Source organism: Lachnospira intestinalis (assembly GCF_040095895.1).
Lineage (GTDB): Bacteria > Bacillota > Clostridia > Lachnospirales > Lachnospiraceae > Lachnospira > Lachnospira intestinalis.
This window is the reverse complement of sequence record NZ_JBBMFS010000001.1, coordinates 1-16,254: the sequence shown is the minus strand read 5'-3', so window position 1 is coordinate 16,254 and position 16,254 is coordinate 1. Positions and strand designations below refer to the sequence as shown.

General features: G+C 42.5%; 16 protein-coding genes. 3 read left to right on the top strand and 13 right to left on the bottom strand.

What is annotated here, in order from left to right; genetic code table 11:
- The first annotated feature begins 7 nt into the window (after window positions 1–7).
- Window positions 8–451 (top strand): dUTP diphosphatase, encoded by a 444-nt coding sequence (gene dut / locus WMO37_RS00080; protein ID WP_349153954.1) that lies wholly within the window; start codon window positions 8–10, stop codon window positions 449–451.
- Window positions 452–482: 31 nt separating this feature from the next.
- The gene (locus WMO37_RS00075; protein ID WP_349153953.1) at window positions 483–1,172 is read left to right on the top strand and encodes an MgtC/SapB family protein; all 690 of its coding nucleotides are present in this window, start codon (window positions 483–485) and stop codon (window positions 1,170–1,172) included.
- 219 nt (window positions 1,173–1,391) lie between these two features.
- Here the strand turns inward: WMO37_RS00075 and WMO37_RS00070 are convergent, their stop codons facing one another.
- From WMO37_RS00070 to WMO37_RS00050, 5 genes are all read right to left on the bottom strand, one after another.
- Window positions 1,392–2,438, bottom strand: coding sequence for an FKBP-type peptidyl-prolyl cis-trans isomerase (locus WMO37_RS00070; RefSeq protein WP_349153952.1), 1,047 nt, complete (start codon window positions 2,436–2,438; stop codon window positions 1,392–1,394).
- A gap of 203 nt (window positions 2,439–2,641) precedes the next feature.
- Window positions 2,642–2,998 carry a 50S ribosomal protein L20 gene (gene rplT, locus WMO37_RS00065; RefSeq protein ID WP_022433055.1) on the bottom strand — a complete coding sequence of 119 codons (357 nt, stop codon included), beginning with the start codon at window positions 2,996–2,998 and terminating at the stop codon, window positions 2,642–2,644.
- 37 nt (window positions 2,999–3,035) lie between these two features.
- Window positions 3,036–3,233, bottom strand: coding sequence for a 50S ribosomal protein L35 (rpmI, locus tag WMO37_RS00060; protein WP_022433054.1), 198 nt, complete (start codon window positions 3,231–3,233; stop codon window positions 3,036–3,038).
- Window positions 3,234–3,272: 39 nt separating this feature from the next.
- Window positions 3,273–3,767, bottom strand: coding sequence for a translation initiation factor IF-3 (infC, locus tag WMO37_RS00055; RefSeq protein WP_022433053.1), 495 nt, complete (start codon window positions 3,765–3,767; stop codon window positions 3,273–3,275).
- Between the two features lie 298 nt (window positions 3,768–4,065).
- Window positions 4,066–5,337, bottom strand: coding sequence for a peptidoglycan-binding protein (locus tag WMO37_RS00050; RefSeq protein ID WP_227089466.1), 1,272 nt, complete (start codon window positions 5,335–5,337; stop codon window positions 4,066–4,068).
- A gap of 93 nt (window positions 5,338–5,430) precedes the next feature.
- Here WMO37_RS00050 and WMO37_RS00045 point away from each other — a divergent pair, with 93 nt between their 5' ends.
- Window positions 5,431–6,360 carry an N-acetylmuramoyl-L-alanine amidase gene (locus WMO37_RS00045; protein ID WP_349153951.1) on the top strand — a complete coding sequence of 310 codons (930 nt, stop codon included), beginning with the start codon at window positions 5,431–5,433 and terminating at the stop codon, window positions 6,358–6,360.
- A 102-nt stretch (window positions 6,361–6,462) separates the two neighbouring features.
- Here the strand turns inward: WMO37_RS00045 and WMO37_RS00040 are convergent, their stop codons facing one another.
- The 8 genes from WMO37_RS00040 to WMO37_RS00005 form a co-directional block, all read right to left on the bottom strand.
- Window positions 6,463–7,644: a hypothetical protein gene (locus WMO37_RS00040; protein WP_349153950.1), complete on the bottom strand. Its 1,182-nt coding sequence runs from the start codon at window positions 7,642–7,644 to the stop codon at window positions 6,463–6,465.
- A 41-nt stretch (window positions 7,645–7,685) separates the two neighbouring features.
- A complete protein-coding gene (locus WMO37_RS00035) occupies window positions 7,686–8,177 on the bottom strand; it encodes a dihydrofolate reductase (protein WP_227089465.1) in 492 nt (163 codons plus the stop codon).
- Between the two features lie 175 nt (window positions 8,178–8,352).
- Entirely contained in the window at window positions 8,353–9,612 is a 1,260-nt protein-coding gene (hflX, locus tag WMO37_RS00030) for a GTPase HflX (RefSeq protein WP_349153949.1), read from the bottom strand.
- A gap of 148 nt (window positions 9,613–9,760) precedes the next feature.
- Entirely contained in the window at window positions 9,761–11,494 is a 1,734-nt protein-coding gene (gene ptsP, locus WMO37_RS00025; protein WP_227089463.1) for a phosphoenolpyruvate--protein phosphotransferase, read from the bottom strand.
- 27 nt (window positions 11,495–11,521) lie between these two features.
- Window positions 11,522–13,327: a glycerophosphodiester phosphodiesterase family protein gene (locus tag WMO37_RS00020; protein ID WP_349153948.1), complete on the bottom strand. Its 1,806-nt coding sequence runs from the start codon at window positions 13,325–13,327 to the stop codon at window positions 11,522–11,524.
- Window positions 13,328–13,426: 99 nt separating this feature from the next.
- On the bottom strand, window positions 13,427–14,005 hold the full coding sequence (locus WMO37_RS00015) for a putative ABC transporter permease (RefSeq protein WP_022433045.1): 579 nt from the start codon (window positions 14,003–14,005) through the stop codon (window positions 13,427–13,429).
- Between the two features lie 32 nt (window positions 14,006–14,037).
- Window positions 14,038–14,634: a CDP-alcohol phosphatidyltransferase family protein gene (locus WMO37_RS00010; protein WP_022433044.1), complete on the bottom strand. Its 597-nt coding sequence runs from the start codon at window positions 14,632–14,634 to the stop codon at window positions 14,038–14,040.
- Between the two features lie 21 nt (window positions 14,635–14,655).
- Window positions 14,656–15,864: an NADP-dependent isocitrate dehydrogenase gene (locus WMO37_RS00005; protein ID WP_022433043.1), complete on the bottom strand. Its 1,209-nt coding sequence runs from the start codon at window positions 15,862–15,864 to the stop codon at window positions 14,656–14,658.
- Window positions 15,865–16,254 lie beyond the last annotated feature (390 nt).

Genomic DNA, 16,254 nt, shown 5'->3' with positions numbered 1-16,254 from the left:
TTATCTTATGAACACAATTGTAAAATTAAAAAAACTGACACCAAATGCTATTATTCCGACTTACGGTACTGCCCAGTCTGCCGGTGCAGACCTTTATTCCGGCATGGAACAGCCTGTAACAATTGAACCGGGAAAAACTGAATTTATCCACACCGGTATCGCCATTGCCATTCCGGAAGGACTGGTCGGTCTGGTGTATGCACGAAGCGGCATGGCATGTAAAAAAGGCATTGCTCCTGCCAACAAGGTCGGTGTCATTGATGCCGATTACCGCGGTGAAATCATGGTTGCACTCTATAACCATGGAAATGAAGCTGTTACCGTTGAACCGGGCGACCGCATTGCACAGCTTGTACTGACACCGTTTATTACCGCCGCTTTTGACCAAGCCGATTCTTTAGACGAAACAGACCGTGGAAACGGCGGCTTTGGTTCTACCGGAACAAAATAGATGCAACGAAACTGCTTTGAAATGAGGTTCTATGTATTTTGAAAATATTCCTGTTTTTAGCGAATTGAATTTATTTTCTATTTTATTCAGAATTGCGCTTGCCCTGATTTTAGGCGGTGCACTGGGAATTGAACGCGAGCAGAAACAACACCCCGCCGGATTTCGTACTTATGTGATTGTGTGTCTGGGTGCAACTCTTGCCTGTATCACCAATCTTTATATGTGTGAACGGCTTGGCGGCACAGACCCTGCCCGGATTCCGGCACAGGTTATCAGCGGTATCGGCTTCCTCGGCGCTGGAACGATTCTTGTCACGCGCAACAATCATGTCCGCGGTCTGACCACTGCCGCAGGGCTTTGGTGCTGTGCCACGATTGGCATTGCCGTGGGCTCCGGCTTTTACTGCGGTGCTGTTTTATGTACGGTTATGATTATATTTTCTCTGCGTATTTTGTCGCGCGTTGACAAACGGCTGATGCGTTTTAACAAGTACATCTCCATTTATGCAGAATATCAGGATTCTTCCTTTATCAAGAACCTGATTGAATACTGCAACCTGCATAATTACGAATTACATAATCTGGAAATTTATCCGACCCATGAGCAGCGTTCCGGTTTTGCCACATTTTATGTGCGTGTACAGAATCCCATTATGCGCCAAACTGTTTTAACGGATATCCGCGGTCTTTCTAATTCACTGATTATCGAAGAAATCCGTTGAATTATCCGGATATCGGATATCTTCCGGTTTGGGCTGCCTGCCTTTACGGATTCACAGATTGTACTTATCAAAATTTCAGCTTACCAAAAAAGAGATTTACGAAGCCGGTCATTATTAAACCGTTTCCTCGTAAATCTCTTTTATTTTACAATATAAATTTCAGACTTTTATTTTGGACTGTATCCGTCCATGCTGCGTGCCGGTGTACTATTTATATGGCTATTCGTATACGGCACTGTTCATCACAACGTCCTGGGCCTTCTGTAAGAGCATGGCACGTACAATCTTATCTTTTCCATACTTTTCAACAAAACTGTCTTTATTGGTAAAGCCCATCTTATCCGCAAAGCTTTCCAAATCGCCCTTGTATTCATAATCTGTAATACTTAAATCTTCCTGTTCAATAATAGACTGGAAAATCAAATCCTGTGCTACGGCACGCTTTACGTATTCCTCAAATGAAATACCAAAAGATTTCTGGCAATACTCATCATTTGATAAGCCCTGCATCAGTGCATAGAACTTAATGGATGTTTCTAATTCTGACTGCTTGCTTGACAGATATGCTTCCGGATAGCCTGTAATTTCACAGTTTTGCTGAAGCTTTGTAAGAACTGCTTCTTTCTTGGCATCTTCAATCTGTTCGTCAATCGTTTCCTGAATATCATCTTTGATAGACTGTCTGTATTCTGCTACCGTATTGCATGAAAAATATTCCTGTACATACGCATCGGTAATCATCGGTACATTGGGCTGTTCAACCTTTTTCATTGTAATATTGTATACAATGCGGCTGCCCGCATATTCCGGTGCATCTTCAAAATCTTCCGGCACGGTTAAAATTACAACCTTTGTCTGACCTGCCGACATGCCGTATAATGCATCAATAAATCCGTCAATGACAAATGTATCTGTTCCTAAAATCAGCGAGTAATCTTCGTTACTGAAGCCTGAAACTTCTTCACCGCCGATTGTTCCGGTAAAGTCTACCGTTACCTGATCCTTATCCCTTGCTTCTCTTGAAACCTCATCATAAGTCGTATTGGATGTCAGGTCGTTCTGAACTTTTTTTTCAATCAGTTCATTCTCAATTGCCTGTTCGTCTACCGATACGGTAATCCCTTTATACTGTCCTAATTTGACATAGTCGCTTGCTTTTGCTTCAAAATTCACTTTAATCTTAGTATTACAAGCCACAGCTGTCACCATCAGTGCCGCTGTCATCACAGCTACACCTGCTCTTTTTAATAATCCTGTTTTTTTCATTCCTGTTCTACCGCCACCAGACGGTCCTCCCATCATGTAATTTATGCTGCTGACGGTAAATCCCATCAATATCATTTATGTTTATACCACATTTCTTATAAAATTCATAGGTATTGCACACAATTTTCACACATATTACACATTTTTTATATTACAAATGCCCCCGCATACACGAGGGCATTTTATCAGCTTTGCTGATTAAATTATGCTAACTTAGACTTTGCAAGTTCTGCAAGCTTTGCAAAACCTTCTGCATCGTTGATTGCCATTTCTGACAATACCTTTCTGTTTAAGTCGATGTTTGCAAGCTTTAAACCATACATGAACTTGCTGTATGATAAACCATTCATTCTTGCAGCAGCATTGATTCTGGCAATCCATAACTGTCTGAACTGTCTCTTCTTCTGCTTTCTGCCCTTGTATGATTCTGTTAACGCTCTCATTACAGACTGCTTTGCAACTCTGTACTGCTTAGAACGTGCTCCTCTATATCCTTTAGCGAGCTTTAATACTCTGTTATGTTTCTTCTTTGCGTTCATACCGCCTTTAATTCTTGCCATTTTCTATATTCCTCCTTAAAATTCACACAACCTCATATTAGAGATAAGGCATAATCTTCTTCATTGTCTTTACATTTGTTGCATCTGTCATAGCTGCATGTCTTAAATTTCTCTTTCTCTTTGTTGTCTTCTTTGTAAGAATATGGCTCTTGTAAGCTTTCATTCTCTTTAACTTTCCTGTTCCAGTCATTTTAAAACGCTTAGCGGCTGCTTTTTTTGTTTTTACCTTTGGCATAATAATCCTCCTAAATGTTCTCTATAATTTCAATTTATTTTAACGTTTTTCAGTTAAAAACATCATCATGCTCCGGCCCTCGAGTTTTGGAGCTTTTTCAACAACTGCAATATCACTTAACTTCTCAGCAAATTCTTCCAAAATGTGCTTGCTGCTGTCAATATGTGCCATCTCACGTCCACGGAAACGAAGTGTTACTTTAACCTTGTTGCCTTTTTCAATGAACTTTCTGGCTGCGTTATTCTTCGTATTCAAATCATTCACATCAATATTCGGTGATAATCTGACTTCCTTGATTTCAATTGTCTTCTGTTTTTTCTTTGCTTCTTTTTCTTTTCTTGCAAGCTCATATCTGTACTTTCCGTAATTTACAAGCTTACACACCGGTGGATTCGCTGATGGAGCAATCTTTACCAAATCCACATTGGCTTCCTTTGCCAGCTTCATTGCTTCCTTTGGTGGCATCACACCAAGCTGCTGTCCTTCTTCTCCAATAACACGAACCTCTCTGTCGCGGATTTGTTCGTTAATCATTAATTCACTAATAGTAGTGCACCTCCATAATTAGCATGATGTTGAAATAGCAAACAGGTCTATTCCTCATAAAAAAATAGAACGAATAACCAATTCCCGTTATCCGCTCTACTCTAATCCTAATATCTTGTATTCTCCACAAATCCAGTGAAAAATTATATCATTCATAAAATATAAACCCGAGTCGCCTGCTGCGCTAAGGTGAGAGTGGATACCCTGCTTCGTTTTACAACTGTTATAGTTTAACATCTTATCGTTTCTTTGTCAATAACCTTTTTGTATTTTCCACGGCATTTTTTTACATCAGCTCTGCAATGCCCGAAAGGCGCACATACTGGTCGGAAATTTTATACCATGTCGGAAAATCCACAACGCCGGTCTGCGGCAGATTAAAAATCCGCTGGAAGACCTTTACTGCCTCTGCCGTACGTTCTCCGTAAATACCGTCTGCAACCAGCACCGGAATGGCATTATAAAATTCTCCAATTAGATTTAACTGTTCCTGTATCTGTTTAACCTTCTGCCCTGATGAACCGATATCTAAATCCGCTCCCGGCCATGAAGACGGAATCCCGCTGATTTCTTCCGCCGTATTGATATAAATAGTATCCCCATAGTAATACTGCAAAATTTCAATCGCACTATAATTCTGGTCGCCTAAGTATTTACTGCCCCACTGGCTTAACCACTGTGGACAGCTGACTCTTTTTCCATCACAATACTGTGTTAATATCGGCTGTTTGACGTTCGGTCTTGACAGATACGTATCAAATATCTCATCTACAACCTGTGAAATATTCCCAAATACATTTCTGTCTGCAATCCATTTATGGTCATATGCCGTAGAGGACGTAATCGTAAAATTATACCCCTGATTGCGATACCACTCTGTATACACACGGTTTAACGTAAAGGACATTATGGCATGGATATTGGCCTCCAATGTCTGTCTTGGCCATGTTGAATAGATTTCACTGCTTGCCACATTTTTAATATAATCCCTGTAACGCACATAGTAATTCTGTGCTGTGGAATCGGCCGGCGTGCCGTCATGGACAACAACCATTTCCGGCACCACCACCCGGCTTAATACAATTTCTCCCGGTTCTCCGACCGGCTTTATCTCACTTTCAGCAATTTTAGGCGGATATTCCGCAAATAACGTATGCGGTCCAATTACAATATTTTTCGGTGATTCCGACACCCGTCTTGGTTCCATCGGCATATTCTGCAGGCTTAATTCCCCTGAAAGCACATTGACAGCCGACACACTGAATGCCTCATAACCCTCCGCCCTGACCGTCACGGTATATTCCGCATACGGCTGTTCAATCCCCGGTTCCATGCTGTACTCTAACGGCGGCGCAGCAAGCCCGACATCCTCTGTCAGTCCGCTGTTATCCGTGTCTAACACCTCCAGCACTGACTCCGGGTCTGCTGTATAAGAAACCTCCACCCTTGCATTTTGAACCGGCTGATTCGTATCCCTGTCAATAACACTGACACGCAGTGTTCCCCGGTCAACCGCATTGTCCGGTGTTTCAAGTGTGTGTACATACCCTACGTTCATTTCTATCTCCATTGGTAATTTTTGTATCAATATATGCAACGATTGGGAAAGTGATGAATAATATAACTGTGATAAGACTGTTATGGAGGCTTTATGTCTGAAATAACGATAGCACTTGACTCCGGACACGGCGGCAGCGACTCCGGCGCTGTTTATAAAAGCCGTAAAGAAAAAGACGATACACTGCGGCTGACCCGCGCTGTCGGACAAATTCTTGAAAACAGCGGTATCAATGTCTACTATGTACGCGAAGATGATGAGTATGAAACCCCATTTAAAAAGGCAACCGATGCCAATAATGCCGGTGCGGATTACTTTGTATCCATTCACCGCAATTCCTCAGAGCGCCCGAACCAGTACAATGGTGTGGAAACACTTGTATACAACGATTCCGGCATCAAAGCCGTGCTTGCGCGCAATATCAATGAGGAACTTGAAAAGGCAGGCTTTAAAAATCTCGGTGTAACCGAACGCCCGAATCTTGTCGTTTTAAAACGTACGAAAATGCCAGCCGTACTGATTGAAGCAGGTTTTATCAACGACGATGAAGATAACCGTATTTTTGATGAAAATTTCAATAAAATTGCACAGGCCATTGCCGATGGTATTTTAAAGACACTTTACGCACAGGACATCAATTTTAATGAAATCCCAGATTATGTACAAAATATGCCGGAACCGGAAGCCTTTAACGGCGCATATCAGGGGAATGCACAGGATACCACCCTGCCTCCAAGTCCTGCAACACGTCCTGGCATGAACGTTCCTTACCGGATGCAGAATCCAATGGAAGACAATGATCCCGAAAAACTCTACCGTGTCCAGGTCGGCTCTTTCCGCGATAAATCCAATGCAGAACGTATGCTCAACTCGCTTCTGATGGAAGGTTTTCCTGCATTTATGATTTATGAAGACGGGTTGTATAAAGTACAGGTGGGGGCTTTCCGATATCTTTCCAATGCAATCAAAATGGAACGCCGTCTCCGCTGCTTCCGCTACAGTACATTCATTGTATATAACTGATTTTATATTTCTGCATCACCGGCGTGCGCCGCTAGGCGCACCCCAAAAAAAGCAGTACGAAAAATAAACTTTCCGTACTGCTTTTACCTGATTATCTGATTTTTAACGAAACTGATACGTACATTCACCGGTAAATTCAACTGCCGCCTCATGTCCTTTCGCCTTTGCCGTCACTTTTCCTAAAGTACAGGACAGATAATTGTTCTGCTTTTCTACCGTCAGCGCCACCGTACCGGAAGGCTGGCTGCCGGCTTCATGGTATCTGACATTAAGGTTCACCTTAGATACCATATCCGTATTTTCACCGACTGCTGTCAGCTCGGAGCGCTCACTTTTTATACGGACTGCTGTCTGCTCATTCCATTTTTCAAGTCCCTGTGCTTCCAAAACAGCCTCGCAGAAGCCTGTGTCAAATGACGTTGACAGGCGAACAAGATTTTTATCCTTATCTAAATAAACATATAGATTTACCTGTGTAAAATCTGAAAACAGTGTTTCTGCCTGCTGCTGTAAATCATATTTGGAATAACCGGTAAACGTTGCAAGCATCGTGGTATAAGAATTTAACTCTTTATCCGCATACACACGGTTTAAGAAGTCTTCCACACCCGCCATCCACGCTTCTTTTCCGACAGTTACGGTATATTTAACCGTTGAAAGCTGTGTGCCGTTGATTTCCAGCGTTTCTTTCCCTTCTTTTTCATAGGTACTCTGATTCAGCACCGTGCCTGCTGCCCCGTAAGCCTGCTCTGTCAGCTTATCGGCTACCTGCATATACTCCTGCATGGTATCCGCATCAACACTGTTTAATATCGTATGCAGTCTATTATAGTATGATTCGTACCCTGCTTCCTTTAAGAATTCTTTTAAATCCTTTTCGCCCACAGATACTTCTGCTTCCCGTTTCTTTTCACTGCCTTCTGCCGTTATATTTCCGTTTACCGTGCGTTTCGCGGCATCTAATTGCAGTTTGAATGTTCCTTTTGATAAGCCATGCTCTTTTAAATAATCTTTTCCGTCCAGTTCGGCTCTGGTAAATGTCACATTTCCCGCCAGCTGTGTCTGACCGGTCAGCAAATCCGATACTTCGGAAATCATGGTCTGCATGCCCTGCTTTGATTCTTCTCCCGCTGTCTGTAAAGCAGCCAATACCTGTGCCTTTGGGGAATATGCCGTTTCCAGATACGGATATGCAAATGCCGTACCTCCGCCAAGCACGATGACAATTGCCATCACAAGAATTGCTGCCAGTCCTTTTCTTTTCTTTTTATTATAGTTTGCCAAGAAAAACCTCCTATCTGCCGCACATTGCGGTCTCTGTCTGTTTACTTCTTTCTGCTGTATCTGACAAATTCGTAAATCATATCAAAATAAGTCTTTTCTTCGCTTGTTTCTTTGATTTCCCATTCAGAAAGCTTGTCCAGATTCGGGAAATACGTATCTGCATCGTATTTATAATCTACCTTTGTAATGTGTGCCGTATCACACAGCGACAGAAACTGCTTGTAAATACTGCCCCCGCCGATGATATAAATATCCTCTGTCGGATACTTTGCCAGTTCTTCTTTTGTTTCTTCAAATGACCGGCATACGATTGTATTTTTCGGTGCAAAGCCCGGATTTTCAGACAATACAATATTGGTTCTGCCCGCCAGTGCCATTGCCCCCGGCAGACTCTCAAATGTCTTTCGTCCCATGACAATCACCTTGCCCGTCGTTTCCTCACGGAAAAACTTTTTATCCTCCGGGATATTGACCAGCTCTCTGCCAGCCTTCCCAATAGCCCAGTTCCTATCTACTGCTGCAATTAAATTCATACTTCCTCTTTTCCGCAGGCATTCTAATGCCGGAGGATTCGCGGACTGAATTTATTCAGTCCTGCGATAAATCCAGAATTGTGACGCCTGCGGCACAATTCTGTTATGCGAAAATCTTTGATTTAAGGATTTTCGCATTTCTCCTTTTCTGAGCGACTTTGTCGCGAAGCAACTACTATTGAAGCTTCTGATACAGTGCTTTCGGCACATACGCTTCCACTTCAATTCCGTTTTCTGTGTATTCTTCTTTGATAAGCTGTCCCTGTGCGCGGATCTGCTGGATTTTTCCGGCATCGGCGTATGCAAAGGTCTGTACCAGATGCACACGGCTCTCCCGGATAATCTTTTCCAGAATTGCTTCAAAATCTGCAATACCGCTTCCGGTACGTGCGGAAATATACGCCGTTTCATCTGCCTTAAAATCCCGTAAAACCGGCGCTTCCGTATCTCCATTTTCAAACTTATCACACTTGTTAAACAAGGTCACTACCGGCTTATCACCGACTTCAAGTTCCTTTAAGGTTTTATATACGACATCCATCTGGATATCCCTGTCCGGTGAGGATGCATCCACCACATGCACAATTATATCCGCATACTTTGCTTCTTCGAGCGTACTCTTAAATGCCTCTATCAGATTATGCGGAAGCTTGCGGATAAATCCGACCGTATCGGTCAGCAGGATTTTTTCACCGTTTGGAAGATTCATTGCCCTTGTTGTCGGGTCAAGTGTTGCAAACAACTTATCTTCCGAAAGGATTCCCGCATCAGTCATATAATTTAACAGTGTGGATTTTCCTGCATTGGTATATCCCACAATCGCCGCTACCGGAACTGCCGTGCGGCTTCTGTTCTGTCTTGCAACCTCTCTGTGATTCTTGATTTCTTCTAAATCTTTAGAAAGACGGCTGATTCTGTCACGGATAATTCGTCTGTCTGTTTCGAGCTTCTTTTCGCCCGGTCCTCTCGTACCGATACCGCCGCCCAGTCTTGAAAGCGTTGTCCCAAGTCCTGTCAGCCTGGTGGAGCGGTACTTTAACTGTGCTACCTCAACCTGTATCTTTCCTTCACTGGTCGTTGCACGCGAAGCAAAAATATCGAGAATGACCATGGTTCTGTCCATAACCTTTGTCCCCAGTGCATCTTCAAGATTCCTAAGTTGTGCCGGAGAAAGTTCATCGTCACAGATAATGCCCGTTGCCCCTGTTTCTTCTATAAGACTGCGGACTTCCTCTAATTTTCCTTTTCCGATATAAGTTGCCGGATGGTACGCATCACGCGGCTGGATTACCTTCCCAACCGTTTCCGCACCTGCAGTCTTTGCAAGTGCTTTTAATTCTTCAAGTGAGCTTTCCATGTCTTCCTGATTGTCTAACTGTACGCCAACCAGTAAAACACGTTCCTTCTGCTCCTCTGTATCATATCCCTGTGCCATTCATTCCTCTTTTCCGCAGGCATTTCAATGCCGGAGGAACCGCGGGCTGAATTTATTCAGTCCTGCGATAAAAAGATATTTGTGCTGCCTGCGGCACAAATATCTGTGTGAAGAATCTTTAATTTAAGGATTCTTCACACTTTCTCCTTTATTTTCCATTTGACATTTTTGTTGCAATATAATCACTCAGATAAGCTGAAACTTCCTTTTCTGTGCTCATGCCCATCACCGTATCCGTAACGGCAGCGGCTTCTTTCATCGTCCATGAAGCAATATTTTTTCTTGTTTCCAGTACTTTTGATGCCGTCACGCTGAATTCATCTAATCCGAATGCTAAAAGCAGCGGTATCATTGCCGGATTGCCTGCGGCTTCCCCGCACATGCCGACTTCAATATTTTCCCGTTTTGCGCACTCGATAATACGCTTCACAGAGCGCAGTACCGCCGGATGGAATGCCGAATACAGATAAGCAACATTTTCATTGCCCCTGTCAACCGCAATTGTGTACTGCGTTAAATCATTCGTACCAATAGAGAAAAAGTCGGCTTCCTTTGCTAAAATGTCGGCAAGCATACACGCCGCCGGTGTTTCAATCATGACGCCTAACAAAATATCCTTATCATACGGAATTTCTTTACTGTCAAGTTCCCGCATGACATTCTGCAAAATTGTCCGCACGCTGCGCACTTCACTCACACCGGTAATTAACGGAAGCATAATGCGGATATTGCCGTAGGCACTTGCCCGCAGGATTGCCCGCAGCTGTGTTGTAAAGACATCGATTCTGCCAAGGCAGAACCGGATGGCACGGTATCCTAAAAACGGATTGCTCTCCTTTGTCAGCCCCATGTACGGAATGTCCTTATCTCCGCCAATATCCAGTGTACGGATTGTTAAAACCTTGTCCTTACAGATGACCGCTGCCCGCTTATAGACTTCAAACTGTTCTTCCTCTGTCGGCATGGAAACACCGTTCATAAATAGAAACTCCGTCCGAAACAGGCCGACACATTCTGCCCCGGATTCCATCGCCTTGACGGCATCCTCTGCATTTCCGATATTTGCGGCAAGGCACACTCGTTTTTCATCCTGTGTGACTGTATCTTTATTGATATATTTCTTTAGCTCCTGCACCTGTTCTTCATATAACTTGCGTTTTTTGCGATATATTTCTATCGTCTTTGGAATCGGCTGTACAAAGACTTCTCCGTATTCACCGTCTACAATCACCGTATCGCCGTTACCGATTTTTTCCAACGCATCTTTTACGCTTAATACCGCAGGAATTTCAAGCGCTCTTGCAAGAATGGCCGTATGCGAGGTTTCCCCACCTTTTTCCGCCACGATTCCTGCCACATGCGCTGTATCCATAACCGCGGTAATGGACGGCTGGAGTTCCTTTGCAATAATAATCGTATTTTCCGGCAGATGTGTCAGGTCTACACTATGCACACCCAGTAAAATGCCCGCCAGACGGTCTTTTAAATCAATAATATCCGCAATGCGCTGTGCTACCGCCTCACTGCCCGAATTTTCAAAAATCTTAATATAGAGATTACACGTTTCTTCAACTGCCGCTTCCGCGCAGACCTTCTGCTCCTGTATCATCTGTAAAATGCCGTTGTCCATTTCCGCGTCATTAATCAGATAAATCTGGTTGTGCAGAATCAGTGCTGTCTTGTCCTTTTCGCCAAGCCGCTGTTTTAACTGCTCTATCATCTGCTGTGTTTCTTCAATAAACTGCGCCTTTGCCTTTTTATAACGTTCCTGCTCTGCCGCCGTATCTTCGATTTTTTTAACGGAAATTTCCATCTGCGGACTTTCTACAATCAAAGCCCGTCCCATTCCGATTCCTTTTGATGTACCTATTCCTCTAATCATATAAGCCCCCGTTTCCGCATTTTACGCTTAGCCGTTAAATACATATTTAATCATATTAATCAGTGTTTCGCTTGTATCCCTTGAATAGACGGTTTCACGTGCCAGTACCGGGTTGTCCGTAATAATATTGTCTACGCCCTTATTCGTCAGATTCTTAATAGATACTTCGTTGTTGACCGTCCACGCAAAAACCTGTTTACCGGACTGATGAATGGCATCCACCGTTCTTTTGGATAAGAACGAAGCATTCATGCTGAAAAAGTCGATATCCGGCATATTAAAATAATCCCCGTATGCCACCGACAAAATATATCCCGTCTGGATTTTTGTATCATAGTGCTTTGCATATTTTAATGCATAATAGTCAAATGATGTAATCACACATTTATCTTCCATATTATACTGATGAATTAATTCTATCACTTTTTCTGCCAGTTTTACACTGGAAGCCGTCGTTTTCAACTCAATATTAATGCGGATTTTTCCATCCGTCAGTTGAAATACTTCTTCCAGTGTCGGCACCTGTTCTCCGGCATATTCTGCACTGTATGAACTACCTGCATCAAGCTGTTTAACTTCTTCCAGTGTCATTTCTGAAATTTTTCTGTCAACGCCTGTTGTTCTTGCCGCACTTGCATCATGCATAACAACCACTTCATCATCAGCGGTCAGCTGCACGTCCAGTTCAATGTAATCTGCCATATCATCCATGGCTCTTTTAAATGCTGCCAGCGTATTTTCCGGTGCCTCCGTAGATGCGCCGCGGTGTGCCGTAATGGTCGTTTCATGGAAAATAGCAATTTTATCAAACGGATTTTTATTAAATGAACCTACCACATAAACTGCATTTAACACAACGGACAAAATCAGCACTCCGAAGTAGATGGTTCTGTTTAACCGGTAATAACGGTTTCTGATATAAATGACACTAAAATCTACCGGCTGCGTATTGTATTTATAATACATACGCGAAATCACCGTATAGGATACGGGAATGGCGATAAACACCAGAAACAATTTCGTCCCGCTCCGGATAGCACGCAGAACGGATAAATAAACCGCACTTCCCATATACGCCATTGCAAGCAGTTTCACGCCTGCAATCAGAACTGCTGAAATCAGCACATAAAAAATACCGATTATCACAAGCACACCCAGATTGTACATTACAAGTGAACCAAGTGTTCCCACAAAATGTTTTTTGACAATTGCAGCACTCTTTTTATAAGCCTGTCTGAAATCCACACCTTCCAGCATAAACACATGGAAAGAATAAATCCCAAAAATCATCACAGTATAAATAATCAGCGTACCTGCAATCAATGCACCTTTTACAAACCATGTGTTTCGCAGAATATACGTCTTAAACAGATTCACCGCAGTCTGGGAATAGAGTACATTTCCACAAATCGCCACGTTAATCGTAAGAATCATAATAAAATAAAACAGGGCGAGTGGAATATTTTTTATCTGAAACAACGGACGGATATGCTTTAATGCCGTGAGTCCCGTTTCTATAATGGAAGCTGTACATTCCTGTCTTTTTAGCTCAAAACAGGTTGTTAAAAAAGACATTTCATAGCTACAGTATAGTACAAACAGAACAATTAATAAAACCAGTGTCAGAATCACTGCCGGATTTGTAACCGCTTTTAAAATGTATTCATTTGTAAGATAACTGATTCCTGCAAAGCTAAACACCAGATTTAATACCAGTACCGCCAGCGGATAGACAATCGCCGTTGCTGCCAGCTTATATGTCAGTTCAAAAACAAATATGTGCTTTCCGCTGCGCGTCAGCAGACTCAAATCTTCCTTTGCCTTTTTTAACATTTTCTACAATCTCCGTTACTTTTGTTTCAAAAATGGCAAAAGCGCCTTTACCGATATGGCAACTGCGCTCTACCCAACGCCCTATGGGCGGTATTTTCCTTAATGTCTTATAATTCTGGATAAAATATCCATATTTTTAAAACTCTCACTGTTCTGGATATTCTGTATAAAATGTATCGTAAAATCAATGAGATAGGATATTGTAAGCACTGCCCCGAAAAAGCAGACAAATCTTTCGTCCAGTGCAAATACCAGATTTTCTACCAGCTGGTTGAAAATCCCAAAGATAAACAACGCAAGAAATCCCCAGCCCAGTGTACTCTGAAGGCATAGAATTCCTTTATAATTAATCTTTTTATGTGTATAATCCCACCACACTTCATCAAACAGCCGGAGCATCACCTGTGCTGTCAGATATTCAAAAATCGTGGCGGCAATGCAGCCCCAGATATACAGTGCCACATAATTGTGTTCAATCGGCTGGAATAAATGATATGCAATAAACACACCAAAGCCGTAAATGACACAAAACGGAAGCTTTGCAAATCCTCTGTTTTCCCATCTGCCCAGCTGGATGCGGATTACAACACATTCCATTGCCCAGCCGCAGAAGCTGTAGATAAAAAACCACAATGCCAGCTGGCTCATATTCATGCCATGAAAAGTATAGCCTATCATAACCTTATTCTGTTCCCATAACCTTTCTTGATTTAATAAATGACCTTATCATTCTTACCGGTTCTGCCGTCAATAAACATTGTAATGTAAATGCGAAGATACATTACAAAAGAAAGCGTCATCGCTCCTGCACATACCAGCAGAAGCATTTTCTGATACCCATCTGAAAGCTGTGGGAAGGCTACCATAATGAGCATAACTGCATACAGCAGGGCTGTACACACTTTCCCATACCACTTTGCACCATTGAGCCTGCGATGCACCGTCCTCCAGCTGATATAAGCAAATACGGTCGAAACCACTTCTTTCACAACCAGATAAATGACCAGAAGATACATGTACGGAACGCGGAACATCAGCGCCACAAGCATCGCAAGCTGCATCAGCTTATCCGCAACCGGGTCAATGACCTTTCCCAGATCCGTTATCATATTACATCTTCTTGCAATCTGCCCGTCTAAAAAATCGGTAATTCCCGATGCCAGCACTATCAATGTTGCAAGATAATAGTCGTGCGGTGTTTCTGCTGTAAAATAAACGTGCAGAAACAGCGGCACCATCAGTATTCTAAGGTAGCAAAGGATATTTGGAAGCTTGAATAAATCTTTTATTTCAAACTTAAATTTCACTCTGATCTGCCTCCGTTCATCTTAAAGAAGTCCTTCTAATGTCTTTCTGACTGCTTTGATGAAATCCTGTGTATTTAATGTCTTTGCATTGTCCAGTGTTGTAATCAGTGCAAGGTCTTTTGTCATTTCACCGTTTTCAACGGTTTTAATGCAGGCTTTTTCCAGCTTATCCGCAAATGCACACAATTCCGGAATGTTATCGAGTTCACCGCGTTTTCTTAACGCACCTGTCCATGCAAAAATGGTTGCAATCGGGTTGGTTGAAGTTTCTTCACCCTTTAAGTGCTTGTAGTAATGTCTCTGAACTGTTCCGTGTGCAGCTTCATATTCGTAGTATCCGTTTGGTGATACGAGTACGGATGTCATCATGGAAAGTGAACCGAACGCTGTTGCTACCATATCACTCATAACATCGCCGTCATAGTTCTTGCATGCCCAGATATAGCCGCCTTCTGAACGGATAACACGGGCTACGGCATCGTCAATCAGTGTATAGAAATACGTAATACCTGCTTCTTCAAATTTAGCTTTATAGTCGTTATCGTAAACTTCCTGGAAAATATCCTTAAAAGTATGGTCATATTTCTTGGAAATGGTATCCTTTGTCGCAAACCATAAATCCTGCTTTGTTTCCAGTGCAAAGTTAAAGCAGCTTCTTGCAAAGCTTTCAATAGAACCGTTTAAGTTGTGCATGCCCTGTAATACACCGGCACCCTTAAATTCATGAATCAGTTCTTTGGTCTGTGTACCGTCTTCTGCCGTAAATACCAGTTCTGCTTTTCCGGCACCCGGTACTTTCATTTCACTGGCCTTGTATACATCACCGTAAGCATGTCTTGCAATGGTAATCGGCTTCTTCCATGTCTTTACATATGGCTCAATGCCTTTTACGATAATCGGCGCACGGAAAACAGTTCCATCAAGCAGTGCACGGATTGTTCCATTCGGACTTTTATACATTTCTTTTAAGTCATATTCTTTAACACGTGCTGCATTCGGTGTAATGGTTGCACACTTGACTGCAACACCGTATTTCTTAGTTGCTTCAGCAGAATCGATTGTTACCTGGTCGTTGGTTTCGTTTCTGTGAACCAGACCTAAATCGTAGTATTCTGTATTCAAATCTACAAAAGGAGTCAGCAGTTCATCTTTGATTAACTGCCACAGAACTCTTGTCATTTCATCTCCGTCCATCTCTACTAACGGTGTTGTCATCTTTATCTTTTCCATGCGCATTTTTCCTCTCTGTCTATATTTATTCAAATTTTCATTTTATTATAATGTATTTTCTATATTTTGTAAACCCTTGTTCTGCTGTCATATCCATTTGTCCTTCGTAGTGATTCTATGGCTGCATTTTCAATAATTTTACCGTATAAATCACATTCCGGCGGAAAAACTTTTATTATTAATTGTAATCGGCAAATTTGTTTGTTATAATCTTTAACGTGTATTTTAACTTCGCAGCAAAACAAGGAGGCAAATTTCTCTGCTCCTGCTTAGGGCAGTCGCATTTTGCTTCGCAAAACAAGGAGGCAAATTCCTCTGCTCCTGCTTAGGGCAGTCGCATTTTGCTTCGCAAAACAAGGAGGCAAATTCCTCTGCTCCTGCTTAGGGCAG

Bases quoted from the DNA above. Each gene is read 5' to 3' on its own strand.
- dut (WP_349153954.1), top strand. From the start codon at position 8: ATGAACACAATTGTAAAATTAAAAAAACTGACACCAAATGCTATTATT.
- WMO37_RS00075 (WP_349153953.1), top strand. From the start codon at position 483: ATGTATTTTGAAAATATTCCTGTTTTTAGCGAATTGAATTTATTTTCT.
- WMO37_RS00070 (WP_349153952.1), bottom strand. From the start codon at position 2,438: ATGAAAAAAACAGGATTATTAAAAAGAGCAGGTGTAGCTGTGATGACA.
- rplT (WP_022433055.1), bottom strand. From the start codon at position 2,998: ATGGCAAGAATTAAAGGCGGTATGAACGCAAAGAAGAAACATAACAGA.
- rpmI (WP_022433054.1), bottom strand. From the start codon at position 3,233: ATGCCAAAGGTAAAAACAAAAAAAGCAGCCGCTAAGCGTTTTAAAATG.
- infC (WP_022433053.1), bottom strand. From the start codon at position 3,767: ATGATTAACGAACAAATCCGCGACAGAGAGGTTCGTGTTATTGGAGAA.
- WMO37_RS00050 (WP_227089466.1), bottom strand. From the start codon at position 5,337: ATGAACGTAGGGTATGTACACACACTTGAAACACCGGACAATGCGGTT.
- WMO37_RS00045 (WP_349153951.1), top strand. From the start codon at position 5,431: ATGTCTGAAATAACGATAGCACTTGACTCCGGACACGGCGGCAGCGAC.
- WMO37_RS00035 (WP_227089465.1), bottom strand. From the start codon at position 8,177: ATGAATTTAATTGCAGCAGTAGATAGGAACTGGGCTATTGGGAAGGCT.
- hflX (WP_349153949.1), bottom strand. From the start codon at position 9,612: ATGGCACAGGGATATGATACAGAGGAGCAGAAGGAACGTGTTTTACTG.
- ptsP (WP_227089463.1), bottom strand. From the start codon at position 11,494: ATGATTAGAGGAATAGGTACATCAAAAGGAATCGGAATGGGACGGGCT.
- WMO37_RS00020 (WP_349153948.1), bottom strand. From the start codon at position 13,327: ATGTTAAAAAAGGCAAAGGAAGATTTGAGTCTGCTGACGCGCAGCGGA.
- WMO37_RS00015 (WP_022433045.1), bottom strand. From the start codon at position 14,005: ATGATAGGCTATACTTTTCATGGCATGAATATGAGCCAGCTGGCATTG.
- WMO37_RS00005 (WP_022433043.1), bottom strand. From the start codon at position 15,864: ATGGAAAAGATAAAGATGACAACACCGTTAGTAGAGATGGACGGAGAT.